A 26,403-nucleotide genomic window follows, 5' to 3' on the forward strand; every position below is an offset into this window, starting at 1 on the left:
GCAGGTCGCAGTCCGATCCGCGACCGACGCGCTGGCCTGAGCCCTCGTCCGCGGTGCACAGAATCGCTGCCCGGTCGGGCTCAGCGCGCCGAGGCGATGCCGAGGCACCACCCCCGGAGCCAGAAACCCACAACCGCCCGAACCAGCTCAGCGCACCGAAACCGGCCGATACGCCGCCACACCCTCACAAAGACGTCGAAACCCCCGGCCCCAACACGAAATCCGGGTCGACCTGTGCCTCGAGGTCCTCGCCGACGCGGCCGTTGCCCCAGGCTCGCGCGTTGCGCAGGTGGAAGTCGACGGCCTGGCGCTGGTAGCGGGCCCAATCGCGAGTGACGCCGTCCACCGTCGAGAGCATCGATCCGAGCGTTTCCAGGTTGTGCGGTTCCAGCTCCCCGATCGGACGCGAAGCGCCGCGCTCGCCGGCTCGGACGTGGCCCGAGGACTCCAGCCAGCCCAGTAGCGCCGGGCCCAGCGAGGACTGCAGAAATGCCACATCCTCCGCATCCGTCACCTTGTTCCCCACGGCCACCAGGTGCACGCCGAAGTCGCGCGCGTGGTCGGCGTACTGGCGGTACACGCCGACGCTGCGCAGCGTCGGCTCGCAGACCAGGAAGGTCACGTCGAAGCGCGTGAACAGGCCGGACGCGAAGGCGTCGGCGCCGGCGGTCATGTCCATCACCACGTACTCGCCCGGGCCGTCGACCAGGTGGTTGAGCAACAACTCCGCGGCGCCGACCTTCGAGTGGTAGCACGCCACGCCGAGGTCGTCCTCGTCGAACTGGCCCGTGACACCCAGGCGCACGTCGCCCAGAAACCGGAAGCAGGCGTCGGTCACGGGGTTGTCCTCGAACGGCGTGACCAGGCGCGATCCGCGGCCCGGCGGCGTCGTCTTGATCATCGCCGACGACGAAGGGATGCGCGGGTTGTCGCCGCGCAGGTAGTCCTTGATCAGGGTCATGTTGTCACCCAGCGTGGGCCACGCGAGCGCTTCCTCCTCGGTCGCGCCGAGGGCGACGGCGAGGTGCTGGTTGATGTCGGCGTCGATGGCCAGCACCGGTTTGCCGGCGTCGGCCAGGTAGGAGACGAACAGCGACGAGAGCGTGGTCTTCCCGCTGCCGCCCTTGCCGACGAACGCGATCTTCACGGCGAAACCCTTTCACAAAATGAAGATGGTTTTCATTACAGATCAGATCAACGTACACTCGCGCGGCTCGCGCCCGAACGGGCGATCGGGGGTCGTGTCGCGGGATACTGTTGTGTGGTGCCACTCGTGATCAGGACACCCGCGTCGGGAGGGGACTTCGGTCGGCTCCGGACGGAGTTCTCGTTGCCGGAATCGTTCGGTCCCGAGGTGCTGGCCGAGGCGGAGGCCGCCGTGCTCTCCGCGCGCGCCGAGGGCCGCGAGGACGCCACGGACCTGCCGTTCGTGACGATCGACCCGCCCGGCGCCAAGGATCTCGACCAGGCGATGGTCGTCGAACGCACCGCGGGCGGCTTCCGCGTGCACTACGCCATCGCCGACCTCGCCGCCTTCGTCCCGCCCGGCGGCGCGCTCGACCACGAGGCCCGCCGCCGCGGCCAGACGCTCTACCTGCCCGACGGCAACGTCCCGCTCCACCCCACCGTCCTGTCCGAGGGCGCCGCCAGCCTGCTGCCCGGCGAGGTCCGCGCGGCCGTGCTCTGGACCATCGACGTCGACGCCGCCGGCGAGCCCGTCGCCACCCGCGTGCGCCGTGCGCTCGTGCGCTCGACCGAGCAGCTCGACTACGAGAGCGTGCAGGCCTCGCTCGACGCCGGCACCCCGCACCCGTCCGTCGCCGCGCTGCCGGAGCTCGGCCGGCTGCGACGCGAGCTGGCCGTGCAGCGCGGGGCCGTGGAGCTGCAGCTGCCGGAGCAGGAGATCAGCGGCGACCCCGACGGCGGCTGGGCGCTGGCCCGTCGGCCGCGCACCGCTGTCGACGCGTGGAACGCCGAGATCTCGCTGCTCACCGGCATGGCCGCGGCGCAGATCATGCTCGAAGCCCGCGTCGGCGTGCTGCGGACGCTGCCACCACCCGAGCCGGACGCCGTGGAGTGGCTGCGCCGCTCGGCGTCGGTCGTGGGCGTCACGTGGCCGGCCGGTCTCGGCGTCTCGGAATTCCTGTCCTCTTTGGACCCCGGACAGCCCTCGTCCATGGCGATCTTCGCCGACACCACCAGGCTTCTGCGCGGCGCGGGCTACACGTCCTTCGACGGCTCCCTGCCCGCGCTCACCACCCACGCGGGCATCGGCGGCGCGTACGCCCACGTCACCGCGCCCATCCGCCGCCTGGTCGACCGCTTCGGCACGGAGGTCTGCCTCGCCGTCACGGCGGGGCGCGAAGTCCCGTCGTGGGTCCGCGAGGCGCTCGCGGAGGTCCCGTTGCAGATGTCCGCTTCGGACAGTCTCGCCGCCCGTGTCGAACGCGCCTGCATCGACCAGGTGGAGGCGTGGGTCCTCGCGGAACGCGTCGGACGCGAGTTCACCGCCGTCGTGCTGCGTGCGGAGGAGACGCGGGCGGAGATCCTCGTGGAGGACCCGCCGGTGATGGCCAAGTGCGCCGGCTCGGAGTTTCCCGAGGGCGAGCGCATCGGCGTCCGCCTGACCGCCGTGGACGTCGACAAGCGAAAGGTGTCGTTCGAACGCGTATGAGCAGCCTGGTCGACGACCTCGGCGAGCCCGTGCCCCTCGCCGGGCCGCCGGAGCGCGTGGTGTCGCTGGTGCCGTCACTCACCGAGGCGGTGGAGGTCTCCGCCCCCGGCCGGCTGGTGGGGGCCACGGACTACTGCACGCATCCGTCCGATTTGGACGTTGTCAGGGTGGGCGGCTCGAAGTACCCGAAGATCGATCGCGTGCTAAACTTGGCACCGGATCTGGTGCTGGCGAACTCCGAGGAGAACCGCCCGGAGGACGTGCAACGCCTGCGCGCCAACGGAATCCCCGTGTTCGTCATGGCGGCCGCCGCCTCGGTTCCCGCCGCGCTGGGCTCGTTGCGCCGGTTGCTGACCCAGGTGTACGACCTCGCCGAGCCCACCTGGCTGGTCGAGGCGGAGGAGCTGTGGCGCCAGGTCGCGCCGGTGCGGTTCCGGGCCGTGGTGCCGGTGTGGCGCAAGCCGTGGATCGTGCTGGGCCGCGACACGTTCGCGGGGGACGTCCTGCGCCGGGTCGGGATCGTGAACGTCTACGAGTCGGCCGACGAGCGGTATCCGCGGCCACCGTTGTCGGAGCTGGTGGCCACGGACGCCGACCTCGTTGTCCTGCCGGACGAACCGTACGAGTTCACAGTGGACGACGGCCCCGGCTTCTTCCCCGAGTTCCGGCCGCTCCTGGTGTCGGGCCGCCACCTCACCTGGTACGGCCCGTCCCTCGTCGACGCGCACTCGGCACTGGTCGGAGCGGTGGCGGAACTCCGGTGACCGACGCCGAACGCTGGGCGTGACCGCCCGTGCCTGGTCGCCAGCCTGGACTGCTGCCCTGGGCGCCAGTCTCCGTCTGTTCGCACCGGACGTCGGGTTCGATGTGGTGGGCAAGCTCAGCTTCTGCCAGACCCGCGCCTGCCATGCACCCGGCAGCTCCGACGCAGGCGGCAGTTCGACAAGCTCACCCGGTCCTGTTCATGCCGGAGATCGGGTATTGGTCCTTGTCTCGCGGTGTGGAGCGGAGCGGCCGGTGCCCGATGCCGTCGAAGGCAGGGGCACCGGCCGCTTACGAGGCCTACTTGAGGCCGAAGGCGCGGGTGATGGTCTGGCTGATGCCACCACCGTTGCGCTGCTTGGCGGTGACACGGATTGATACGTAACCGGCCCGGGCGGGCGCGTGGAGCTGCGCCTGCCAGGTGCCCCTGTTCTCCTTCACAGCCTCAGGATGCCAGGATGCGCCGTCGTCGTAGGAGACCTCCAGCTTGACCCAGGCGACGGCGTCCTCGGCGGCAGCGCTGCCGACGACGGGCTTGACCGAGAAGGCTGACGTGCGGTTTGCCCGCCCGGCGAGGTCCAGGTCCGTCCCGTAGTCGAGTTGGACCAGTGGGATGGCCTGATTGTCGGCGTTGCCGGAGAGGAAATTCCACTCAGTGTGCGTGGTGGTGGAGTAGGGGGTGAGCTGGGTGTTCCCCAACGTGTCGACGACGAACCGATACGGGAGTTTCTGCGGGGCCAGGTCACCCACGCCGAAGTCGGGCCGAGCGCCGTTCTGCAAGAGCAGTCTGTCACCCTGGTAGAGCGCGAAGCTCCGGGACATCAGCCCGGTGTCACCGCTGTGCGCTGAACCTCCGTCACCGAACCCCGCGAGTGTTCCGCCGATGGCGTTGCCGACCCGGTGCGGGACCTCGAAACTGAGCATCCGCGGTCGCGTGATCGGACCGAACCAGTGTTCGCTCTGCACACTGCGCGGCTGGTAACTCGCGATGTCGGTGAAGGTCTGCCAGCCGTCGATGACCGCGTATTGCTGCCATTTGACACCGTTCCCGGCGGAGACCCAGTCGGTGCGGTGCCCGGGGGCGACGGGCTCTCTCGGGAACGGGGGAACGCGCACGCTCCCATACACGGCATAGGGGAAGCCGGCCGGCCAGTACTCGTACGGCGGACTGTCTTCGCGACTTTCGGTGATCTGTTTGCCGGTGGGAGGGGCGAAGGTGTTGTCGATGCGAGCGAGGCTGCCAGGATCCGTTGCGGCGGAGGGATCGTCGGGCACGCCTCCCTGATGATAATCGGCCAGGTCGTACAGGTACTCCGGCGCGGGATGGGCTTCGACTGTCAGCTTGGTCGGCTTCTTCCCCGCGGTTGTGATGGTCCTGATCAGTTGCTCGCCGTCGTCCTGGGTGACCGAGGCGACCGGTATGAGCCCGGTCGTGTTCTCGTCCGGGCCGCCGTACCAGTCGCTCTTGCGGCCGTCGCCGTCGTTGACCACCAGGAGCATCGCCGCCGACGCGGCGTGCGCCGCGGCCGCCTGGTCTGTCGGGGCCACGGTGGAGTTACTGCGGACGATCACGGCCTTGCCTCGGACGGACAGGCCGGCGTAGTCAGCAGGCGCGCCGTCACCGGCGTAGACCGCGTCGACGCGTGTGTTGCCGCCCGGGAACTGGGCGGATCCAGGCTGCACCAGCAGCGTGTCGTCGAGGTCGTGCCCGTTGTAGGTGATCTTCAGCGGAGTCTGCTTGGCGCGGATCCGGGTGGTGAAGACGAAGCTGCCCTTGGTCACCTTGTTCTTGGTCGGAAGGGCCCAGAGGCTGTCGTAGGTGGCGTCGGGCATGACGATTTCGTGCAGTGCCTGCCCGTCGCTGGGCGTGGGCTGGCTCGAGGTGAACGAGCGGAAGAGGTCGATCCTGCTTGTGGTGACGGACGTGGGTTGGGGTGTCGCCACCTTGATCTGGCGCACGCGTGAAGCGTCCAGGTCGACACTCTTGTCGGAGGTCAGGTTGAGTTCGGGGACGGTGAGTACCGCGTAGCCAAGAGAGTGCGGGCCGTTGCGGCCTGCCACCTCCATCGCGGAAACGATGGTGTAGGAGCCAGGTGCCCAGCGGCTGGTGAGTGTGCCGTCCGGGACCCACATGACGGTGGTCTTCCCGTCGGCTCCGGTGATCTCGACCTCACCGCTGACGGGCTTGCCCGCCCGGTCCTCCAGGTGGACCGTCAGGTTGTACTTCTCGGACTCGACAGATACGCCCACGGCGGTGTGCACGGCGCCGGCCGCGAACCGGGCGGTGACCTGGGCGGCGTACTGGCCCGGTGCCAGGCCTGTCGGGTCGGCCCGGAGTCCGACCTTCGAGGTTCCGCGCGCCGGTACCGTCACGTGGTCGGCGGCCAGGGTGAACACTCCTGCGGGCGAGTCGCCGCGGTCCGCCGTGAGTTGCAATGTGATGGGTTGGTCGGTGGTGTTGGTGTAGGTGATCTGCCGCTCGACCGGCTTCGGCGACTGGTTCCTCGACCAGGGAACGAGTCCGGCGTCGACGGATCCGCTCGCGATGACCTGATCCTGCAGGTATGCGGTGCCCACGTCCACCCGGCCGGTACCGGCCTGGTACGCACTGTAGGCGGGGGTCAGGACGCTGGTGCTCATCAGAGCGTCCTTGATCTGCCGACCGGTCCACGTCGGGTGCTTCTGGGCCAGGAGCACAGCTGCTCCGGCGACATGCGGCGCCGCCATGGAAGTGCCGCTGTCCGTGCGGTAGTAGCCCTCGCCCGAGCTCATCTGCTGCGAGCGCGCGGCCAGCACGTCCACGCCCGGGGCGGTCAGGTCTGGCTTGAGGGCGTCGTCGCTCATCCGCGGCCCGGCGCTGGAGAAGTCCGCGAGGTGGTCGGAGGTGTCCACCGCGCCGACGGTGAGAGCGGCGTCCGCGGTTCCCGGTGAACTGACGCTGTACGGGCTGTTGCCGGCGTTGCCCGCGGCGACGACGAAGAGTGCGCCTGTCTCCGAACTCAGTTGGTTGACTGCTTGGCTCAGCGGGTCGTCCTGGGTGTGCCACTGCTGGGTGCCCAGGCTCATGTTGATCACCTTGGCGTGCTCGGTCAGCGTCGCCCACTCCATCCCCGCGATGATCCCTGAGATCGGACCGGATCCGTTGTCGCCGAGGACTTTGCCCACGAGCAGATCAGCGTCGGGGGCGACGCCCCGTTCCTGTCCATTCGAGGCGGCTCCGGTGCCGGCCACGGTGGAGGCAGTGTGCGTTCCATGCCCGTTGCGGTCGACGACGTCCTCGCCCGCGACGAAACTACGTGACGCCACGATGCGGTTGGCCAGATCCGGATGAGTGATGTCCGCTCCGGAATCCAGGACCGCGACCCGGACGCCTGCGCCGGTGTCCCCGGCTTCCCACGCCTTGGGGGCGCCGATCTGCGCCGTCGTGTCCGCCAGGTCCGCCTTCGCCTTGCCGTCGAGCCACACCTCGTCGACACCGGCGGAGAAGGACGGCCCCCTCGCTTCGTCCGGGCTCGTGGCAGCCCTTTCCGTCGATCTCGCGGCATCTCGCCCGCCAGGGCCGGTCAGGGCGGACCAGAAGGCGGAGGTCTTGGATCGTGGGGTTTCGACGGCTTCACCGTGGACGGACGGAAGTTCCAGGGTGGTCTTCGTGCCCGGCAGCACGACATCGGACGGCGCTCTTTGGCCGGAAGCGGCGCTCTGGGGTACCGACGCGGCTGGGGAGTGAGTGATGATCAAAGGAAGCGCGCTTGTGTGGGCGTCGTCGTAGCCCTGCGCGATCAACTGAGTGACGTCGAAGAGCTGTTTGTCGAGCCGGCCGGTCGCGATGTAGGGCATGGCAGTGTCGGGGTAGACAAAGGTGTCACCGCCCTCGATGGCGACTCGTACCGCTCCCGCCGCCCCCGGTGCGCGCGTGACGTCGTCCACCGACACCGTTCCGTCGGGCTCCTGAGTCGCCGTCACTTTGTCACCGGTGATCAACGTCACCACAACCGGCGTGGACTGCGCAGCACTGTGTTCGTCCGAAGCGGCTTGCGCGAGTGCCAATGGAGTAGCGGCATGGGCCGCCAGAGGAAAGGCCGACGTGGCAACAAGAGCTGCGGCCACCGACGCTGCGGATCTTCGGACAAAGGGAAGGGGCATTTCTCCTCCAGGGTCAGTGATCGAGTGGATCAGACCACCTGTGGAGGGGAAAAGTAAGTACTTGAGTTCTTGACCATCTGGCTGTACGCGCGCAGCTGGTCAGGGGTGCGGCCAGCGCGTCGGCCGGGCAGCATGATCGGTGGGCCGGCGCGGTGGATCTCGTCGAGCCGGCGCATGGCGAAGCTGTTGCACCGGATTGTCTTCGGGCCGGTGCCGGAGGGACAGCCGGTGGCGCAGTTCGCGCTGCGGTGGATCCTCGACCTTGTCGAAGTCGCCGCCCTCGGGACGGGCCAGGACGGCCACTCGCTCGCTCGGATCACCGACCGGCGGGCCGCGCCCAGGGGCTGGGCGGCCCGTCGACGGCCGGCAGGATCGCCGCAGCCGGCCATCCGCTGACGCTCCTTCGCCCTCACCGCATCCGCGACGTGGGCCGTGCTCGGTGGCCGCGGCATCCCGCCGCCGAGGGGCCGCGAGATGGCGCGCCTGCCGGGTGCCCGCCGTGCGCCCGCCTGTTGCGCCTGAGGAGGCGGGACGCACCGCGGCAGGATCCCGTCCGCTCTACAGCGTCAACCCCGTCAACACCGTCACCCGTTCCTCCGTGAAGTCCGCCATCGCCGCCGCCGGGCCCTCACGCCCGACGCCCGAGTCCTTGACGCCGCCGTAGGGCATCTGGTCGGCGCGGAAGCTGGGGACGTCGCCGATGAGGACGCCGCCGACCTTGAGGCGCGCGGAGACGTCGAACGCGGTGGGCAGGTCGCGCGTGAAGACGCCGGCCTGGAGGCCGAAGCGCGAGGCGTTGATGCGCGAGACACCTTCGTCTACAGAGGACACCCGGATCAGCGAAACCACCGGCCCGAACACCTCTTCGGCCATGACCGAAGCGGATTCCGGGACGTCGGCGAGCACCGTCGGCTCCACTGTCGCACCGGAACGGCCGCCGCCGGTGAGCAGGTAAGCGCCGGCGGAGACGGCGTCCGACACCCACGAAGCGACGCGCGAAGCCGCGGCCTCGTTGATCAGCGGGCCGACGTCCACCCCGTCGGAAGCGGGGTCGCCCGTGCGCAAGGCCGCGACCTGCGCCAAAACCCGCGACTCCAGCTCGTCATACACCTCCGTGTGCACGTACACCCGCTGCACCGAGATGCACGACTGCCCCGCCTGGTACATCGAGAACGTCGCGATCCGCTGCGCCGCGAAGTCCAGGTCCGTCCAGTCCGGACAGACCAGCACGGCGCCGTTGCCGCCGAGCTCCAACGAAACGTGCTTGCGCGGCACACTGTCTCGGATGGACCAGCCGACGGGCACCGAACCCGTGAACGACACCACCGGCAGACGCGGATCCCGCACCAGCGCAGCCGTCTCCTCATTGCCCAGCGGCAGAATCGACCAGCTCCCCGCCGGCAACCCCGTCTCCGCCAGGATCTCGCCGAGCAGCAACGACGTCAGCGGCGTCGCCGGCGCCGGCTTCAGCACGATCGGCGCGCCGACCGCGATGGCCGGCGCGACCTTGTGCGCCACCAGGTTCAGCGGGAAGTTGAACGGGGTGATCCCCAGCACCGGTCCGCGAGGCACCCGGCGCACCAAGGCCATCCGGCCCGTGCCACCGGGGTCCGTGTCCAGGCGCTGCAGCTCGCCCGAGAACCGGCGGGCCTCCTCGGCGGCCCAGCGGAACGTCGACACCGCGCGCCCCACCTCGCCCCGCGACCACTTCAACGGCTTGCCCGACTCGGCCGTGATGAGCCGCGCGATCTCGTCGGCCCGCTGACTCAACGAACGGGACACGTGGTCCAACGCCCCCGCCCGCACGTGCGCCGGGACGACGGCGAACTCATCGGCCACCGAAGCCGCCGCGGCCACCGCTTCCTCGACGTCCGACGCGGTGGGCACGAAGTGCGAACCGGCTTCGCTGCCGTCGTAGGAATGGCGGACGACCGCGGTCGCAGAGCTGGTCACCGGCTTACCGGCGAGCCAAAAAGGAACAGTCACTTGCGCACCTCCGTGCGGACCGCGTGCTCGAGGACGGACAGGCCCTCGTCGAGCAGCTCGTTGGACAGGGAAAGCGGCGGCAGCAGCCGGATGACGTTGCCGTAGGTTCCGCAGGTCAGCACCACCACGCCGAGCGAGTGACACGTCGCGGCGACGCGCTTGGTGAGATCGGCGTCCGGCTCGGAGGTCCCGGCGCGGACGAACTCCGCCGCCAGCATGGCGCCCCGCCCGCGCACGTCGCCGATCACGCCCGTCTCGGCGGCCAGCGCCCGCAGCCGTGGCAGCACGAGATCTTCCACCCGCCTCGCCGACGACGCCAGATCAGAAGACCGCATCGTCTCGATCGAACCCAGCGCCGCGGCACACGCGATCGGGTTGCCGCCGTAGGTCCCACCGAGACCACCGGGCCCGACCGCGTCGAGCAGCTCCGCACGTCCGGTCACGGCCGACAGCGGCAGCCCGGCCGCGATGCCCTTGGCCGTCGCGATCAGGTCCGGCACCACGCCCTCGCGCGACGACGCGAACCAGTCGCCGGTGCGGCAGAAGCCGGTCTGCACCTCGTCCGCCACGAACACCACCTCGTTCTCGCTGCACCACGCGGAAAGCGCCGGCAGGAACCCCTGGGCGGGCTCGATGAACCCGCCCTCGCCCTGGATCGGCTCGATCACGACGGCCGCCACCTGATCGCCGCCGATCTGCTTCTCGATCCGGTCGATCGCGATGCGCGCGGCCTCCGGCCCCGAGAGCCCGTCGCGATACGGGTACGACCCCGGCACGCGGTACACCTCGGGCGCGAACGGCCCGAAGCCGTGCTTGTAGGGCACCGACTTCGCGGTCAACGCCATCGTCAGGTTCGTCCGCCCGTGATACGCGTGGTCGAACACCACCACGGCCTGCCGTCCGGTCGCGGCGCGCGCGATCTTCACCGCGTTCTCCACGGCCTCCGCGCCGGAGTTGAACAGCACCGACTTCTTCGCGTGGTCACCCGGCGTCAGCTCCGCCAGGGCCTCGCACACCTCGACGTACCCCTCGTACGGCGTGACCATGAAGCACGTGTGCGTGAACCAGCACGCCTGCTTGCGCACGCGGTCCACGACCTCGGGCGCGGAGTGGCCCACGTTCGTCACGGCGATGCCGGAGCCTAAGTCGATGAGCACGTTGCCGTCGGCGTCGGTGAGCAGGCCGCCGCTGGCCGACGTGATGTACGCGGGCAGCGTCGAGCTCACCCCCGCCGCGACCGCGGCCGTCCGCCGCTCCTGCAACGCGCGCGACGCCGGGCCGGGGATCTCGGTGCGCAACTGGCGTGCACGGGGCGCGGGGGCCACCAGCGTCTCGGTGGTCGTGGTCATGGGCTCAACTCCTGGGAAACGGGCTGGGTCACCTCCCAGGATGAGGTACCACCGCATAGGAGTCAGCTGGCCAAGATGTCCAGAAATGCGCGTAAACTTGGCCACTATGGCACTCACCCTGCGCGCGCTCACCGAACAGCGGTCGCTCGCCCTCCGCGTGGTCGCGGGGGAGGCCGGGCTCGACCGCCCGATCGGCTGGGTGCACCCGACCGAGCTCACCGACCCGCACGCCTTCCTCGAAGGCGGCGAGCTCCTGCTCACCACCGGCCTGGCCCTCGACGACACGACGTCCGAGGCCTACGTCCGCCGCCTCGTCGAAGCGGGCACCGCCGGGCTCGGCTTCGGCGTCGGCCTCAGCCACGAGCACGTGCCGGCCACGTTGAAGGCGACCGCCGACGAGGTCGGCCTCCCGGTGCTCGAAGTGCCCCGCAAGACGCCCTTCATCGCCATCACGCGCGCCGTCTCCCGCGCGGTCGCCGCCGACGAGTACGCCGCGACCGTCCGCATCGGCCGCGCCCAGCAGGAGCTCACCCGCACGGCCGTCGGGAAGACGGGGGCGGCGGGTGTCGTGCGCCGCCTCGCCCGGCTCATCGACGGCTGGGTCGTGCTCTTCGACGCCGCCGGCCACATCCGGGAGGTTTCCTCCGCGGCCGCTCGCGCACACGGGGAGCAGCTCGACCTGAAGGACCTGCGCGCCGGCACGCGGGTCGTCAGGCTGGGGGAGCAGGAGGTTGTGCTCCAGACCCTGCACACGCGTGGCGCCCTCGCGGTCGGCGCGCGCGAGCCGCTCGACTCGGCCGGGCGCCACATCGTGAACACCGCGGTCTCACTGCTTTCCCTTGCGCTGGAGCAGGATCGTGCCCAGCGGGGCGCGTTGTCCCGGCTCCGCACCGGGCTGCTCGACCTGTTCACCGACGGCCAGGAAGCCGTCGCGCTCGACGTGCTGCGCACCGTGCAGGGCGCGCCGCCGCAACCGTGGGCCGTGCTCGCCGTCGCGGGCCCGCCCGCCGCGCGGACCGCGCTGTACGACCGCCTGGAACCCGTTGCGGGGCAAGTGTTCTTCGCCCACTCCGAATCGCTCCTGGTCGCCGCGACCGACGACGCCGACCGCGTGCTCACCGTGGCCGCCGAAGTCGACGGCTGCCACGTCGGCATCGGCGACGCCACCGAGCTCCCGGCGGCGCTGCGCCAGGCCAGGCAGGCGGCTGAAACCGCACGCAGCCAGGACATCCCGCTCCTGCGCTACGCCGACCACGCCGGCCGGGGCCTGCTCAACCTCCTGGATCCCCTTGCCGCCCAAGCCTTCGCCCACGAGCTACTGAACCCGCTGCGCACCCACGACGAGTCCGGCCGCGGCGAACTGGAGGAGTCCCTGTGCTGCTGGCTGGAAAACCACGGCCACTGGGACCGCGCCGCCACGCAGCTGCACATCCACCGCCACACCCTGCGCAACCGCATCACCAAGGCCGCCGAGCTGCTCGGTCAGGACCTCGACTCACCCGGCACGAGGGCCGAACTCTGGCTGGCCCTCCAGGTCACCCGCTGAGAAATCACACGCTGACGAGCAACGCGATCGGCGAATCCCCGCACCGCCGCAACGTCGCGCCGCCCGACATCGTCTGCGGTTCCGCGCCCGACGTCCACCACGCCGGCACGTCGACGTCGCGCACGAGCGAACCCGTTGCCTGCCGCACGCTGTTGGACACGATCACGCGCCCCTGTGCGTTGAGCAGAGCCGCGCGCCGGCCCAGCGAACGCAGCCGCCGGCTCACCGTGCGCTCGAACTCGCGCACGTAGACGTCCGCGCCCACCACACCGGCAAACGCGCCGTCGCGGTACACGGGCAGCGTGAACGTGAGCGTGTACTCGTCGGTGCACAGGTAGTCGACGTACGGGCCGTTGATGTGGCGCCGGCCGCTGTCGCGCGGCACGGTGAACCACGACTGGCGCGTGTAGTCGAGGAAGTTGGGGCTCTCCGGGTCGAGGCTGATGAACAGCTGCTCCGGCGTCTGGTCCGAACCGGTGGTGGTCCACCACTCGAAACCGAACTCCTGGTCCGACAACACGTGGGGCGCGCTCACGAACCCGGCGCCGATCACGAGGCCGCCGAGGGCCTCCAGCACCGGCGGCCGGATGCCGTGGAGCGTGCCGGAGCCGGCGCCGCCGGGCTCGGCCAGCAGCGTCTCCGCGGCGGCCAGCACGGGCTTGAGCCGCTCGAAGATCTCCTCGACCAGCGCGGATACCTGCGCGACGACCTCATCGCCGGTCAACGTGCGGGTGTCGGTCACGATGCTCACCTCGATCGCGGGGTCATCGAAGCTTACGGCGTTTCGAGGCTTAAGTGCAGATCCACGAGCCGGTCGAGCGCGCTCAGGATGTGCTCCTCGGTCAGCTTGCGGGCCAGGTCGCCGTCGGCCGCCGCGATCGCGGTGACGATCGCGTGGTGCTCAGCGTAGGACTGGCGGCAGGTGTCCTCGCCGTCGAGGGGCACCCAGAGCAACCCGCCGTGTTCGCCCTGCAGTTGGACCTCCTGGTTGGTGAGCCGCGGCGACTGCGCGGCCGCCGCGACCTCGAGGTGGAAGTGCCGTTCGGCGCGCGTCGCCTCGGGACCGGTCGTGCCGAGGAGGTCTTCGCTGGTCAGGCGCAGTCGTTCCAGGTCTTCGGGCGAGCTGCGCTCCGACGCGAGCTTGGCCGCCGACCCGGCCACGGCGAGGTAGTGGTCGCCGAAGTCCCGCAGATCCGCGAGCGAGACGAGCCGCAGGCGCTGGGCCCACGAGCTCGGAGCCGGCCACGCGGGCGTGCGCACGAAGCTGCCGCCACCGCGGCCGCGTCTGGTCTCGACCAGCCCCTGCTGCCGCAGCACGGCGAGCGCTTCCCGGACCGTCACGGTGGACACGCGGAACTGCGCGGCGAGCTCGATCTCGCTCGGCAGCTGCTCGGCGTCGTCGAGCAGGCCCAGGGTGATGGCGTCGAGCAGCCGGGCCGCGACCGCCTCGGCGCGGCCGAGCTGGTCCAGCGGAGCGAACATCGCCAGTCGTGCGCTGTTCGACATCTCCTTGCGCATCGTGGGTCCACCCGTCTCGGCGTGCGATTGGGGCCAATAGTGCCCCAGGACCTTGTCATGTGAAATATGGAGTTATATGTTTCACCCTGCCACGGAGAGTCAGGAGGCGCACGCGTGCAGGAACTGAAGCACTACGTCGGCGGGAAATTCGTCGACTCGCTGTCAGGGAAGGTTCTCGAGATCGTCGACCCGGTCACCGGTCGCGCTTACTGCACCGCGCCGGTGGCGGGCGCCGAGGACGTCGACCGCGCGCTCAAGACCGCGGCCGAGGCGTTCGAGAGCTGGAAAGAGACCACGCCGGCCCAGCGTCAGCTCGCGCTGCTGAAGATCGCCGACGCCGTGGAGACCCGCGGCGAGGAGCTCATCGCCGTGGAGTCGCGCAACACCGGCAAGCCGGTGGCGCTCACGATGTCCGAAGAGCTGCCGATGATCGTCGACCAGCTGCGCTTCTTCGCCGGCGCCGCGCGCGTGCTCGAAGGCCGCGCGGCCGGCGAGTACATGGAAGGCCACACGTCGTTCATCCGCCGCGAGCCCGTGGGCGTCTGCGCGCAGGTGACGCCGTGGAACTACCCGCTGCTCATGGCGATCTGGAAGATCGCGCCCGCGCTCGCCGCGGGCAACACCGTGGTGCTCAAGCCCTCGGACACCACGCCGGCGTCCACGCTGCTGCTGGCCGAGATCTGCGGCGAGTTCCTGCCGCCGGGCGTGCTCAACGTCGTGACCGGCGACCGTGACTCCGGCCGCGCGCTGGTGGAGCACCCGATCCCCGCGATGGTGTCGATCACCGGCTCGGTGCGCGCCGGCATCGAGGTCGCGGGCGCCGCGGCCCGCGACGTCAAGCGCGTGCACCTCGAGCTGGGTGGCAAGGCGCCCGTGATCGTCTTCGAGGACGCCGACCTCGAGAACGCCGCCGAGACCATCGCCATGGCCGGTTACTTCAACGCCGGCCAGGACTGCACCGCCGCCACCCGCGTGCTGGTGGCCGACGATGTGCACGACACCTTCGTCGCCGCCCTCTCGCGTCAGGCCGAGGCCAGCAAGACCGGTAAGCCCGACGACGACACCGTCGCCTTCGGCCCGCTCAACAACGCCGCGCAGCTGGAGAAGGTGTCCGGCTTCATCGACCGGCTGCCCGGCCACGCCACCGTCCACTGTGGAGGGCGGCGCGCCGGCGACGAGGGCTTCTTCTACGAGGCCACCGTGGTCTCCGGCGTCACGCAGGACGACGAGATCACGCAGAACGAGGTCTTCGGCCCCGTGATCACCGTGCAGCGCTTCTCCGACGAGGCCGAAGCGGTGAAGGCGGCCAACGGCGTGCCCTACGGCCTCGCCTCCTCGATCTGGACCAAGGACCACCAGCGCGCCATGCGCGTGTCCGCCAAGCTCGACTTCGGGTGCGTGTGGATCAACACCCACATCCCGCTCGTCGCCGAGATGCCCCACGGCGGGTTCAAGAAGTCGGGTTACGGCAAGGATCTCTCGCTGTACGGCCTCGAGGACTACACCCGCGTCAAGCACGTGATGAGCGCGCTGTAGGTATCGGTGACGAGATCCACGGGAAGGCCCGCCATGCCCCACCAAGCCCCCATCACCGCCCGCCGGCCGGAACGGCCGCGCGCCGGCGGTGAGCCGGCGATCCGGCTCACCGGGCTGCAGAAGCACTTCGACAAGGTCCGCGCCGTCGACGGCGTCGACCTCGACATCCCGCCCGGTGAGTTCTTCTCCATGCTCGGCCCGTCGGGCTCGGGGAAGACCACGGTGCTGCGCATGATCGCCGGCTTCGAGCTGCCCACCGCGGGCACCATCGAGCTGGCCGGCCGGGACGTCAGTCAGCTGGCGCCGTTCGAGCGCGACGTGAACACCGTGTTCCAGGACTACGCGCTCTTCCCGCACATGTCGGTGCGGCAGAACGTGGAGTACGGCCTCAAGGTCAAGCGGGTCGCCAAGGCCGAGCGCAGGCAACGCGCCGCCGAAGCCCTCGAGACCGTGCGGCTCGGGGAGTACGGCGACCGCAAGCCTTCGCAGCTCTCGGGTGGTCAGCGCCAGCGCGTCGCTCTCGCGCGGGCGCTGGTGAACCGCCCGAAGGTGCTGCTGCTCGACGAACCGCTGGGAGCGCTCGACCTCAAGCTGCGTCAGGCGATGCAGATCGAGCTCAAGCAGATCCAGCGCGAGGTCGGGATCACCTTCGTGTTCGTGACGCACGACCAGGACGAGGCGCTGACCATGAGCGACCGCATCGCGGTGTTCAACGCCGGGCGGATCGAGCAGGTCGGCACCCCGGTGGAGGTGTACGAGAGACCGGCGAGCGCGTTCGTCGCCGGCTTCGTCGGCACGTCCAACCTGCTCAGCGGGCGTGGGGCCGAAGCGGTGATCGGCAAGCCCGGCGTGTACAGCATCCGGCCGGAGAAAATTCGCATCGATGGTGATCTTGCGTCGCCGGCCGGTCCAGGCGAGACTTCGGCGACCGGAATCGTCACGGATGTCGTATACGCCGGATCCACAGTGCGCTACGCTGTCGCGCTCGATGCGGGGGGTCAGTTGTCCGTGGTCCGCCAGAACACCAGTGAACCGACCGAGTTCGCCGACGGCCGGGTCCGTCTGCGGTGGCGCCACGAACACAGTTTCCGGGTCCCCGAAGCCGGCTAGTTCTCACGGGAAGGTTTCTCTCGACATGAAGAACAGGAAGACGCTGCTCGCAGGTCTGTGCGGCGTGAGCCTGCTGCTCGCGGCCTGCGGGACCTCGGGCTCCGACTCGAGCGCGGGGTCCGCGCCGGGCGCACAGGGGTTCACCCCGCCCAAGCTGGCCGCACTCACCCAGCTCGGCCAGCCGGAAGGCCAGCTGAACGTGCTCGCGTGGCCCGGTTACGCCGAGAACGGCTCCAACGACGCGAAGATCAACTGGGTCAAGCCGTTCGAGGACCAGACCGGGTGCAAGGTCACCGTCAAGCCGTTCGGTACGTCCGACGAGGCCGTGACGCTGATGAAGACGGGCCAGTACGACGTGGTGTCCGCCTCGGGCGACGCCTCGCTGCGCCTGGTCGCCTCGGGCGACGTCGAGCCGGTCAACACCGCGCTCGTGCCGAACTACAACGACGTCTACCCGTTCCTGAAGAACAAGTCGTGGAACAGCGTCAACAACGTCGCCTACGGCATCCCGCACGGCTGGGGCGCGAACGTGCTGACGTGGCGCACCGACAAGGTGAGCCCGGAGCCGACGTCGTGGTCGCCGATGTTCGACGTGAACTCGCCCTACAAGGGCAAGATCATCGCCTACGACTCCCCGATCTACATCGCTGACGCCGCCCTGTACCTCATGGCGCACCAGCCCGACCTCGGCATCAAGAACCCGTACGCCTTGGACGACAAGCAGTTCAACGCGGCGGTGGACCTGCTGAAGAAGCAGCGCCCGAACGTCAGCGAGTACTGGTCGGACTACCTCAAGGAAACGCAGTCGCTCAAGAACGCGGACGCCGTGATCGGCACCGCGTGGCAGGTCACCGTGAACCTGGCCAAGAGCGAGGGTGCTCCGCTGGGCGCGACCGTGCCGAGCGAGGGTGCCACCGGCTGGTCGGACACCTGGATGGTGGCCACGAAGTCGCAGCACAAGACGTGCGCGTACAAGTGGATGGACTACATCATCAGCCCGAAGGTCAACGCCCAGGTGGCGGAGTACTTCGGTGAGGCCCCGGCCAACTCGAAGGCCTGCGCCGAGATGACCGACAAGACCCTGTGCGACACCTACCACGCCAACGACGCGGCCTACGCCGCCAAGATCCAGTACTGGACCACGCCGATCCCGCAGTGCCTCGACGGCCGCACGGACGTCAAGTGCAAGGACTACGGCGACTGGACCCGTGCCTGGACCGAGATCAAGGGTTGACGTGCTCGTGAGTGCCGGCGCCGGTCCGGAACCGGCGCTCACGGGATTCCCCCGGTAGCTCCGGGGGCGGCGGGCACCCTCCCCCCTCGTCCGCCGCCCCCGGACCCCCTCCTCCCGACCGTGCCCCGAAGGTGCCCGCATGACCGCCGTGAGCCCGCCGAGCCGTCGCGCTTCGGCTTTCTTCTTCCGCAAACCCAAGCTGCGCCTGGGCATTCTCCTTTCGGCTCCGCTGCTGTGGCTCGGCCTGGCCTACCTCGGCGCGCTCGCCGCCCTGTTCATCACCGCCTTCTGGTCGACCGACGTGTTCACCGGCAAGGTGGTCACGGACTGGTCGTTCGACAACTTCGTCACGCTGTTCACCGACTCGGTCTACCGCACGATCACGCTGCGGACCGTCGGCATCGCGCTGCTGGTGACGGTGATCGACGCGGTCATCGCGTTCCCCATGGCCTTCGCGATGGCCAAGCTCGCTTCCCCTCGGGCGCAACGGATCCTCGTGATCGCCGTGATGACGCCGCTGTGGGCGAGCTACCTGGTGAAGGCCTACGCGTGGCGCACCCTGCTTTCCGGCAACGGCGCGATCAGCTGGCTGCTGAGCCCGTTCGGCCTCTCCGGCCCGGGTTATGGCGTCGCGGCCACGGTGATCACGCTGTCGTACCTGTGGCTGCCGTACATGATCCTGCCGATCTACGCCGGCCTGGAGCGGCTGCCCGACTCGCTGGTCGACGCGTCCGGTGACCTCGGCGCGCGGTCGTTCCGCACGTTCCGCTCGGTGATCCTCCCGCTCGCCTTCCCGGCGATCGTGGCGGGCTCGATCTTCACGTTCTCCTTGTCGCTGGGCGACTACATCGCCGTGAAGATCGTGGGCGGCACGTCGCAGATGCTCGGCAACGTCGTCTACGACAACATCGGCGCGGCCAACAACCTGCCGTTCGCGGCGACCGTGGCCATCGTGCCGGTCGTGATCATGCTCGTGTACTTGGCCGTCGTGCGTCGCACCGGCGCGCTGAACAACCTCTAGGAGACCGCCGTGCGCATGTCGAAGACCAGCCGGGTGGTGCTGTGGACGGCACTCGGGGTCGGGTTCGCGGTGATCTACTTCCCGCTTCTGGTGGTGCTGCTCAATTCCGTGAACTCGGACTCCACGTTCGGCTGGCCGCCGAAGAGCTTCACCCTCGAGTGGTGGGGCCGCGCGGTGACCAATGCCGGCGCGCTGCACGCGCTGTGGACCAGTGTCGAGGCCGGGGTGGCCGCCACGGCGATCGCGCTCGTGCTCGGCACGATGGCCGCGTTCGCCTTGCAGCGCTACCGGTTCTTCGGCCGGGACTCGATCTCGCTGCTGATCATCCTGCCGATCGCGCTGCCCGGCATCGTCACCGGCATCGCGCTGAACAACGCGTTCCGCACGATCCTCGGCATCGACCTCGGCCTGCTCACGGCGATCATCGCCCACGCGACCTTCTGCATCGTCGTGGTGTTCAACAACGTCGTGGCCCGGCTGCGGCGCATGGGCGGCAACCTCGAGGAAGCGTCGATGGACCTCGGCGCCGACGGCATCACCACGTTCCGGCTGGTGACGTTCCCGATGCTGCGCTCGGCGCTGCTGGCGGGTGGGCTGCTGGCGTTCGCGCTCTCGTTCGACGAGATCATCGTGACGACGTTCACGCTGGGCTCCGGCATGGAGACGTTGCCGATCTGGATCTACGACAACCTGTTCCGCCCCAACCAGGCCCCGGTGGTCAACGTGGTGGCGGCGGTGCTGATCATCGTCTCGACGGTGCCGGTGTACTTCGCGCAGAAGCTTTCCGGCGGCGACAGCTCTTCGGGTGGCCGGATCTAGGGTTTCCCGGCTCACGGAGCCGATGGTGCCACCGTCCACGCGGAGGGTGGCCCCGGAAACCAACCCTACTGACGACGACGGTCAGGAGAGCTGAGATGGCTTCCGCCCGTTCGAGGTCCGCTTCCATCACGACGGCACTCGCCGGGCCGATCCCGCGACCGGGACGGTCTGGATCGACCAGACCGTCCCGATCGACGGGATGGATTCGTTCATCTCCCGAACGTGCCCCGGAGATCGGCACGTGTCACACCTTGTGCGCCCAGATCTCCCGGGACGCCGACACGGGGTCGGCGACTACCGAGACGGGCACGTCCCAGATCCGCGTGAGTGCCGCACCCTGCCGGTACTGCGGCCAGCCGGGGTCGCCGGTGGCAGCGAAGGTCGTCAACGATTTGCGGACCTCCTCCGCCAGCTCGATGGCCTCCGGCGGGAGTGAGTCGCCGAACAGCATGGCCGTCATCGGGCCGTGGAAGTTGCCGAACGTCAGCGGCACGTCGAGGAGGTGGCAGGCGCCCAGCGCCCCGCCGAACACCGGGGTCGGCCAGGTCAGCTCGTAGGACCAGCTACGGCCGGGGTGCTCCTGGGCGCACCACGTCGACGGGATACGAAAGAACCCGTCGGACTGGATGAGGATGTACAGATCGACGTCGGAGATGCCGGGGTACGCGGCCCGGTAGGCATCGAGGGGCACGCCGTGCGCGGCCGCGACACCGGCGACATCCACCGTGGACAGATCTTCGTTCATCGCCATGGCGAAGAACCGGTACTCGTCCCGGGTGAACCCGGTCATGAGGTCGACCTCCGCGCGCAGGCCGCGCCAGGGCTGGTCACGCACCACATCCCCGTCGATCACCACTCCGTACGGGGTGACCTCGCCCTGCGTCGACTGCACGGCGTGGATCGCCTCGGGCGCCACACTCCCGAAGGCCTCGGAAGTGAGCGGGACGCCGAGCGACGCCGAAATCCGCTCCGCCGTGCCGCGCGCCCGTTCCTCGGTTTGGAATCCCTCCGCGACGCTCTGTGCGATGGCCCGGCCGAACAGCCCCTGGCCGGCGTCGGCGGCGGTCAGCGCCACCACCGAGTTGGCCCCCGACGACTGCCCGAAGATCGTCACGTTACCCGGGTCGCCGCCGAAGCTCGCAATGTTCTCCTGCACCCAGCGCAGGGCCGCGAGCTGGTCGAGGAGAGCCCGGTTGGGTGGCGCGTCCGGCAGCCAGCCCAAGCCTTCGAAGCCGACGCGGTAGTTCAGGGTCACGACCACGACGCCCGCGCGGGCCAGGTTCGCGCCGTCGTACTCTGGCTGGGTCGCGGCGCCGAAGATGAACGCCCCGCCGTAAAGCCAGACCATCACCGGCAGCCCGCTCCCGCCGGGATCGGGCGTCCAAACGTTGACGGTGAGGCAGTCGGTGTCTTCGCCCGGATGCCACAGCGCGGGTAGGGGGTGCATTTGGGCCTGCGGTGGCGCGGCGCTGAAAGCGATGGCGTCGCGGGTACCGTCCCACGACTGCGGCTGCTGCGGCGCCTGGAAGCGCCGGATGCCATCGAGGGGCGCGGCGTACGGGATGCCCATGAAGACGCTCACGCCCTCGGCCGTTTTGCCCCGTACAGCGCCCTGCGTCGTCTGCGCAATAGGTTGCATACTCCGTTAGTACCAGTTGCCGCAAAGCGTCAGGACGATCAACAACGGGTCACCAGTCTGGGCCGAAGCGCGGCACAGCCCTGACCGGCAGCATCACGCCAAGCGTTGTCTTTCCGCACCTGCTCGGTTCAAGCGATCGAGGCCACCGCACACCCCGGAACGTGATCACCGACTCAACCTCCTACGGCAACGTCTTCCGCCGTTGACCTGCGGATCTTGGCTTAGCGCCGACCGCTGCTGCTCAGCCCGTAGGGGAACGGGCGCCCCGCATTGCGGAGGAGCTGCAGGATCACGTCTTGCAGCTCACTCGCGCGCGACGTCGCGGCTTCGCTGGTTTCGCGGACGTCACCGGCCGCCGACAGCCTCGACCCGTTCCTCCTGATGCTGCGCTCGGCACCGAACCCGCGCGCCGCCGAGATCCTGCGCGCGGGCATCGAGAAGCACGTCGAGGCACACATCCTCGACGGTGAAGCTGCTGGTCACGGGGGTGCGGGCTACATCGGAAGCGTGGTGACCCGAGCGCTCTTGGCTTCGGGGCACGAAGTGGAGGTGCTGGACGACCTGTCGACCGGTCACCGCGCGAGCGTGCCGGACAGCGTGGCCTTCCACCAAATGTCCGTGCACGACGTGGCTCGAGTGCTGACTCCCGAGGCAGGCTTCGAAGGTGTGCTGCACTTCGCGGGGCGGATCGAGGTCGCGGAGTCCGTTGCCCGGCCGGACGTCTACTGGGACGTCAACGTGCGCGGCTCCCTCGCGCTGCTGGAGGCTGCCCGTGCGGCGCACGGGCAGCGCATGATCTTCTCGTCGACCGGTTCGATGTACCGGGGCGAGGGCGACGAGAAGCTCGCCGAGACCGCCAGGGTGGAACCGCGCAATCCCTATGCGGCCGGCAAGCTGATGGTCGACTTGATGTTGTCCGCGGAAGCCGCAGCGTTCGGCCTCGGCGCGACGAGCCTGCGCTAGTTCAACGCGGCAGGCGCGGTCGGCGAACTCGGGGAGCGACACGACCCGGAGAGTCATCTCATCCCGATCGTGGTGCAGGTCGCGGCCGGCAAACGAGAGCAGTTGCAGATGTACCGCAACGACTACCCGACCCCGGACGGCACTTGCGTGCGTGACTACATCCACGTCGCGGACCTGGCCACGGCGCACGTTCTCGCGCTGGAAGCGATCGAGCCTGGCCGCCACGAGATCTACAACCTGGGAAACGGCAACGGCTACACGAACATGCAGGTCGTGGAAGCAGTTCGCCAGGTCACCGGGCGTCCCATCCCGGTCGTGCTTGCCCCTCGGCGCGCAGGCGACGCGGTGATCACCGTCGCGAGCAGCGAGAAGGCACAGAAGGACCTGGGGTGGCAGCCCGGCAAGCCTGATTTGCCCGACATCGTTGCTGACGCCTGGAACTTCCACGCCCATCACCACTGACCCTTGACCACCTTGTCGTGGTGCAGGTGATCACAGCGTCGCAGGCGGATTGGCAACGTGCAGTTCGCGATCGTCAGCGGAAGTCGTCCGTCGCCTGGCGCAGGGCGGCCAGCATGCCCGGGTCGTTCACGGCGTGCCCGGCGCCTTCCGTGATGCGCAGGATCGAGCCGGGCCACGCGCGGTGCAGCTCGTACGCGGTGATCGGCGGGCAGACGGCGTCGTAGCGGCCCTGGACCAGCACGCCCGGGACGCCGGCGAGCTTGCCGGCGTCGCGGATCAGCTGTCCGTCCTCGAGCCAGGCGTCGTGGCTGAAGTAGTGCACCGCCAGCCGCGCGAACGTCAGCGCGAACGACGGGTCGGCGTACCGGTTCAGGAACGCCTCTTGCGGCAGCAGCGCCACCGTCGCGCCTTCCCAGACGCTCCACGCGATCGCGGCCCGCTCCCGCACGCCGCGGTCGGGGTCGTCGAGCAGCTCGGCGTACCCCGTGAGCGGGTCCTTGTGGTGCTCCTCCGGCAGCGGCGCCAGGAAGTCCTCCCACTCCGCGGGGAAGAGGTTCGCCGCGCCACCGCGGTAGAGCCAGTCGAGCTCGCGCTGCCGCGCAGTGAAGATCCCGCGCAGCACCAGCTCCGTCACCTGATCGGGGTAGGTCTGCGCGTACGCCAGCGCGAGCGTCGATCCCCACGAACCCCCGAACACCTGCCAGCGCCGGATGTTCAGGCGTTCCCGCAGCAGCTCCATGTCCGCGACGAGGTGCCACAGCGTGTTCGTGCTCAGGTCCGCGTCCGGGTCTCCGACGCTCGGCGTGCTCCGTCCCGCCCCGCGCTGGTCGAACAGGATGATCCGGTACGCGGCGGGGTCGAAGTGCCGGCGAGCCATCGGCGCGATCCCGCTGCCGGGCCCGCCGTGCAGCACGACCACCGGCTTGCCCTGCGAATTTCCCGCTTCCTGGCAGTAGATCCGGTGCCCGTCGCCGACGTCGAGCATCCCGTCGGCCAGCGGCTGCAGCGGCGGGTAGAGGTCGTCCATGCCGATCACTCTGCCGGACCCGCGGCCCCCGCGCGGGGATGGACCCGCCTTCCCTGCGACGTTCAGCCGAAAGGCCGCGAGCCGTCCGGGTGTCGCCCGGCTCGGTTCGCGCGGAGGCCGCTTGCGCTGCCGGGCGTGCAACGCGGGTCGCGCGCTCGGTGGCGTGTGGCTGCGCCGGCGCCGCGCGGATGCCGATGGTCGTGCCGGAGCCCTGGCCCAGGCAAGTCGCCCCTGTGAGGTTCAGCGAAAAGGCCGCGAGTCGTCCGGCTCCGTGCGAACGACCGCCGCTGCCGGGTGCGGCTGTCGCCTCCGCGGAGACGCCGTCAGCGTCGTCCGCGGAGAAGGTGGAGGCCCGCCCCCGCCGCCGGGCTGAGCGGGCCCCCGTCCGTGTCGCGTCGGTGGCCCACCTGCCGGGTGGCCGCGTCCGCGATTTCCTTCACCGTGGTGCGGACCTCGGGCGGCGGGTTGCGCGTGAAGCTCCGGCTGCTTCCGGCATCCCGTCCCCCTCGCCGACGTTCACACCTTCGTGGTGGGGACCACGCTAAGCCACCGCCCGAACACCAGTCAAGGACATGATTCGTGTTCATGGATGTGAACAAGCACAGAGGTGCCGAGGAGGTTCTTTCGCCCCCTTGCCCCGCGTTTACCCGGTAGTGGGTAGCTTGCGCGAGGAAAGGCCCGACCGACGCGAGAAAGGCTCGAGAATGTCCGCGGTCACGTATGTCGAGTCGATCGTCGTCGGCGCGCTGCAAGGCGTGTCGGAATTGTTTCCCGTGTCCAGCCTGGGGCACAGCATCCTGTTGCCCGCGGTGATCGGCGGATCGTGGCAGCGTGATCTGAGCATCGGCGAGGATTCGCCTTATCTCGCGGTGCTCGTGGCGATGCACGTGGCCACCGCGCTGGCGCTGGTGTTGTTCTTCTGGCGCGACTGGGTGCGCATCATCGGCGGCCTGTTCTCCTCGATCCGCCACCGCGAGGTCCGCACGACCGACCAGCGCCTCGCGTGGCTGCTCATCCTCGCGACGATCCCCGTCGGCATCGCCGGCCTGCTGCTGGAAAGCCTGCTGCGCGACTTCCTCGGCAAGCCCGTGCCGTCGGCCATCTTCCTCATCCTCAACGGCGGCGTGCTCTACGCGGCCGAACGCTTCTCCCGTGCCGCGCCGAAGACCGGGATCTCAGGCAGGACAACGGAAGACACCGTCGACTTCAGCGCCGAGGACACCCTCGTCATGCGCGCGATCACGGTCGAGGAAGCCACCGACGCCCGTCTCTCCAAGCTCAGCGTGAAGGAGGCCGTGCTCATCGGCTCGGCCCAGATCCTGGCGCTCCTGCCGGGCATCAGCCGCTCGGGCATCACGATGGTCGCGGGCCTGCGCCGCGGCCTCGGCCACCAGGACTCGGCCCGCTTCGCGTGGCTGCTGGCCACCCCGGTGATCCTCGCCGCGGGGGTGCTGAAACTTCCCTCGCTGTTCACGCCGGAGAACAGCCCGTCGCTCGGCCCGGCGCTCGCCGGCAGCCTGGTGGCCGGTATTGCGTCCTACATTTCTGTCCGTTTTCTCACGAAATACTTCGAAACGCGCACCTTGACGCCGTTCGCCATCTACTGCGTCCTCGCCGGAATCGCGAGCCTGCTCGTCTTCAGTTTCTGAGGGTGGTGTCCCGCTCCGATTTCCGGAAGGGGACACTGGCTTCATCGAAACCGCGCTCACCGGCACCACGCTCTTCACGGCCTGGACACCCGACGTCCCGGCCCTCGTCGTCGTGCTCGCGCTCGGCGCGGCCTACGTCGTCGCCGCGCGGAAGCAGCAGACCTGGGCACCCGGCCGGACGACGGCGTTCCTCGCCGGGCTCGCCACGGTCGTGCTCGTCACGTGCTCGTTCCTCGGCGTCTACGACACCACGCTGTTCTGGGTCCGTGCCACGCAGAACACCGTGCTGCTCATGGTCACGCCGCTGCTGCTCGCCCTCGGCGCGCCGATCACGCTGCTCATGCGCACCGCGCCGCCCGGGCTCGCGTCGTGGTTGCGCCGCCACGGCCGCAGCCCGTTCGCGAAGTTCCTGACTTTCCCGCTCACCGTGACGGTCGTGCTGATCGCGCCGTTCGTGATCATCTACCTGACGCCGGTCTACGGGCTTTCGCTCGACTACCCCGTGGTCGGCGGCCTGGTGCGGGTGTTCCTCATCGCCGCCGGGTTCCTCTACTTCTACAGCCGCGTGGCGCTCGACCCGACCCCGCGCGGCGGCTCACACCTGGTGTCGGTGTGGATCTCCTTCACGGAAGTCGTCTTCGACGGCGCGCTCGGCCTCGTGCTCTGGCTCGGCCCGCTGCTCGCGCCCACGCACTACGCCACCGCGCACCCCGGCTGGGGCCCGGACCCGCGCACCGACCAGATCATCGGCGCCGGCGTGCTGTGGATCGGCGGCGACGTGGCGGGCCTGCCGTTCGTCGGCGCGCTGTTCGTGCGCTGGGTCCGCGACGACCAGAAGCGCGCGAAGCAGATCGACGAGCGCCTCGACGAGGAAGCCGAATCCGGCGAGGCGCCCACGGGCGGCCTCTGGTGGCAGAACGACCCGGAGCTCGCCGAGCGGTTTCGCCGCCGGTGAGCCCCGGGCC

General features: G+C 69.6%; 19 protein-coding genes and 1 pseudogene. 12 read left to right on the plus strand and 8 right to left on the minus strand.

The features are described 5' to 3' along the window. Positions 1 to 184 precede the first annotated feature (184 nt). Positions 185 to 1,147: an AAA family ATPase gene (locus tag AB0K15_RS33265; protein WP_364059485.1), complete on the minus strand. Its 963-nt coding sequence runs from the start codon at positions 1,145 to 1,147 to the stop codon at positions 185 to 187. A 126-nt stretch (positions 1,148 to 1,273) separates the two neighbouring features. Here AB0K15_RS33265 and AB0K15_RS33270 point away from each other — a divergent pair, with 126 nt between their 5' ends. Continuing rightward, complete coding sequence (locus AB0K15_RS33270; protein WP_364059488.1) at positions 1,274 to 2,674, plus strand: RNB domain-containing ribonuclease; 1,401 nt, start codon at positions 1,274 to 1,276, stop codon at positions 2,672 to 2,674. Beyond that, positions 2,671 to 3,438: a helical backbone metal receptor gene (locus AB0K15_RS33275; RefSeq protein ID WP_364059491.1), complete on the plus strand. Its 768-nt coding sequence runs from the start codon at positions 2,671 to 2,673 to the stop codon at positions 3,436 to 3,438. Before AB0K15_RS33270 ends, AB0K15_RS33275 begins: the two co-directional genes overlap by 4 nt. Before the next feature lie 298 nt (positions 3,439 to 3,736). Here the strand turns inward: AB0K15_RS33275 and AB0K15_RS33280 are convergent, their stop codons facing one another. After that, on the minus strand, positions 3,737 to 7,423 hold the full coding sequence (locus AB0K15_RS33280; protein WP_364059494.1) for a S8 family serine peptidase: 3,687 nt from the start codon (positions 7,421 to 7,423) through the stop codon (positions 3,737 to 3,739). 330 nt (positions 7,424 to 7,753) lie between these two features. Here AB0K15_RS33280 and AB0K15_RS33285 point away from each other — a divergent pair, with 330 nt between their 5' ends. Further along, complete coding sequence (locus AB0K15_RS33285) at positions 7,754 to 7,975, plus strand: hypothetical protein (RefSeq protein WP_364059497.1); 222 nt, start codon at positions 7,754 to 7,756, stop codon at positions 7,973 to 7,975. 162 nt (positions 7,976 to 8,137) lie between these two features. Here the strand turns inward: AB0K15_RS33285 and AB0K15_RS33290 are convergent, their stop codons facing one another. Together AB0K15_RS33290 and gabT are read right to left on the minus strand one after the other, a co-directional pair. Next, positions 8,138 to 9,565: an aldehyde dehydrogenase family protein gene (locus AB0K15_RS33290; RefSeq protein ID WP_364059500.1), complete on the minus strand. Its 1,428-nt coding sequence runs from the start codon at positions 9,563 to 9,565 to the stop codon at positions 8,138 to 8,140. Beyond that, the gene (gene gabT, locus AB0K15_RS33295) at positions 9,562 to 10,914 is read right to left on the minus strand and encodes a 4-aminobutyrate--2-oxoglutarate transaminase (RefSeq protein ID WP_364059503.1); all 1,353 of its coding nucleotides are present in this window, start codon (positions 10,912 to 10,914) and stop codon (positions 9,562 to 9,564) included. The genes AB0K15_RS33290 and gabT overlap by 4 nt, the downstream gene beginning before the upstream one ends. Positions 10,915 to 11,020: 106 nt before the next feature. Here gabT and AB0K15_RS33300 point away from each other — a divergent pair, with 106 nt between their 5' ends. After that, entirely contained in the window at positions 11,021 to 12,460 is a 1,440-nt protein-coding gene (locus tag AB0K15_RS33300; protein WP_364059506.1) for a PucR family transcriptional regulator, read from the plus strand. Positions 12,461 to 12,464: 4 nt separating this feature from the next. Here the strand turns inward: AB0K15_RS33300 and AB0K15_RS33305 are convergent, their stop codons facing one another. Both AB0K15_RS33305 and AB0K15_RS33310 read right to left on the minus strand, forming a co-directional pair. Then, positions 12,465 to 13,202, minus strand: a complete 738-nt coding sequence (locus tag AB0K15_RS33305) for a cache domain-containing protein (RefSeq protein ID WP_364059509.1) — start codon at positions 13,200 to 13,202, stop codon at positions 12,465 to 12,467. A 32-nt stretch (positions 13,203 to 13,234) separates the two neighbouring features. Beyond that, a complete protein-coding gene (locus tag AB0K15_RS33310; RefSeq protein WP_364059512.1) occupies positions 13,235 to 13,978 on the minus strand; it encodes an FCD domain-containing protein in 744 nt (247 codons plus the stop codon). Between the two features lie 114 nt (positions 13,979 to 14,092). Between AB0K15_RS33310 and AB0K15_RS33315 the strand changes: the two genes are divergently transcribed. From AB0K15_RS33315 to AB0K15_RS33335, 5 genes are all read left to right on the plus strand, one after another. After that, the gene (locus AB0K15_RS33315; RefSeq protein ID WP_364059515.1) at positions 14,093 to 15,514 is read left to right on the plus strand and encodes a gamma-aminobutyraldehyde dehydrogenase; all 1,422 of its coding nucleotides are present in this window, start codon (positions 14,093 to 14,095) and stop codon (positions 15,512 to 15,514) included. A 33-nt stretch (positions 15,515 to 15,547) separates the two neighbouring features. Further along, positions 15,548 to 16,624, plus strand: a complete 1,077-nt coding sequence (locus tag AB0K15_RS33320) for an ABC transporter ATP-binding protein (protein WP_364059518.1) — start codon at positions 15,548 to 15,550, stop codon at positions 16,622 to 16,624. Between the two features lie 25 nt (positions 16,625 to 16,649). Continuing rightward, positions 16,650 to 17,858: an ABC transporter substrate-binding protein gene (locus AB0K15_RS33325; protein WP_364059521.1), complete on the plus strand. Its 1,209-nt coding sequence runs from the start codon at positions 16,650 to 16,652 to the stop codon at positions 17,856 to 17,858. Positions 17,859 to 17,997: 139 nt separating this feature from the next. Next, positions 17,998 to 18,879 carry an ABC transporter permease gene (locus AB0K15_RS33330; RefSeq protein ID WP_360602771.1) on the plus strand — a complete coding sequence of 294 codons (882 nt, stop codon included), beginning with the start codon at positions 17,998 to 18,000 and terminating at the stop codon, positions 18,877 to 18,879. 9 nt (positions 18,880 to 18,888) lie between these two features. Further along, positions 18,889 to 19,698: an ABC transporter permease gene (locus AB0K15_RS33335; protein ID WP_364059525.1), complete on the plus strand. Its 810-nt coding sequence runs from the start codon at positions 18,889 to 18,891 to the stop codon at positions 19,696 to 19,698. A 244-nt stretch (positions 19,699 to 19,942) separates the two neighbouring features. Here AB0K15_RS33335 and AB0K15_RS33340 read toward each other — a convergent pair whose 3' ends face one another. Continuing rightward, positions 19,943 to 21,337, minus strand: a complete 1,395-nt coding sequence (locus AB0K15_RS33340) for a carboxylesterase family protein (protein WP_364059528.1) — start codon at positions 21,335 to 21,337, stop codon at positions 19,943 to 19,945. A 381-nt stretch (positions 21,338 to 21,718) separates the two neighbouring features. Between AB0K15_RS33340 and galE the strand changes: the two are divergent. Further along, a pseudogene (galE, locus tag AB0K15_RS33345) lies at positions 21,719 to 22,762 on the plus strand (UDP-glucose 4-epimerase GalE). Positions 22,763 to 22,835: 73 nt separating this feature from the next. Here galE and pip read toward each other — a convergent pair. Beyond that, the gene (gene pip / locus AB0K15_RS33350; protein WP_364059531.1) at positions 22,836 to 23,789 is read right to left on the minus strand and encodes a prolyl aminopeptidase; all 954 of its coding nucleotides are present in this window, start codon (positions 23,787 to 23,789) and stop codon (positions 22,836 to 22,838) included. A 704-nt stretch (positions 23,790 to 24,493) separates the two neighbouring features. Between pip and AB0K15_RS33355 the strand changes: the two genes are divergently transcribed. Then, complete coding sequence (locus AB0K15_RS33355; RefSeq protein WP_364059534.1) at positions 24,494 to 25,438, plus strand: undecaprenyl-diphosphate phosphatase; 945 nt, start codon at positions 24,494 to 24,496, stop codon at positions 25,436 to 25,438. A gap of 112 nt (positions 25,439 to 25,550) precedes the next feature. Then, on the plus strand, positions 25,551 to 26,393 hold the full coding sequence (locus AB0K15_RS33360; RefSeq protein WP_364059537.1) for a cytochrome c oxidase assembly protein: 843 nt from the start codon (positions 25,551 to 25,553) through the stop codon (positions 26,391 to 26,393). The last annotated feature ends 10 nt before the right edge of the window (positions 26,394 to 26,403 follow it).

The organism is Amycolatopsis sp. NPDC049253, assembly GCF_040678995.1.
In the GTDB taxonomy this organism is placed as follows: Bacteria; Actinomycetota; Actinomycetes; order Mycobacteriales; family Pseudonocardiaceae; genus Amycolatopsis.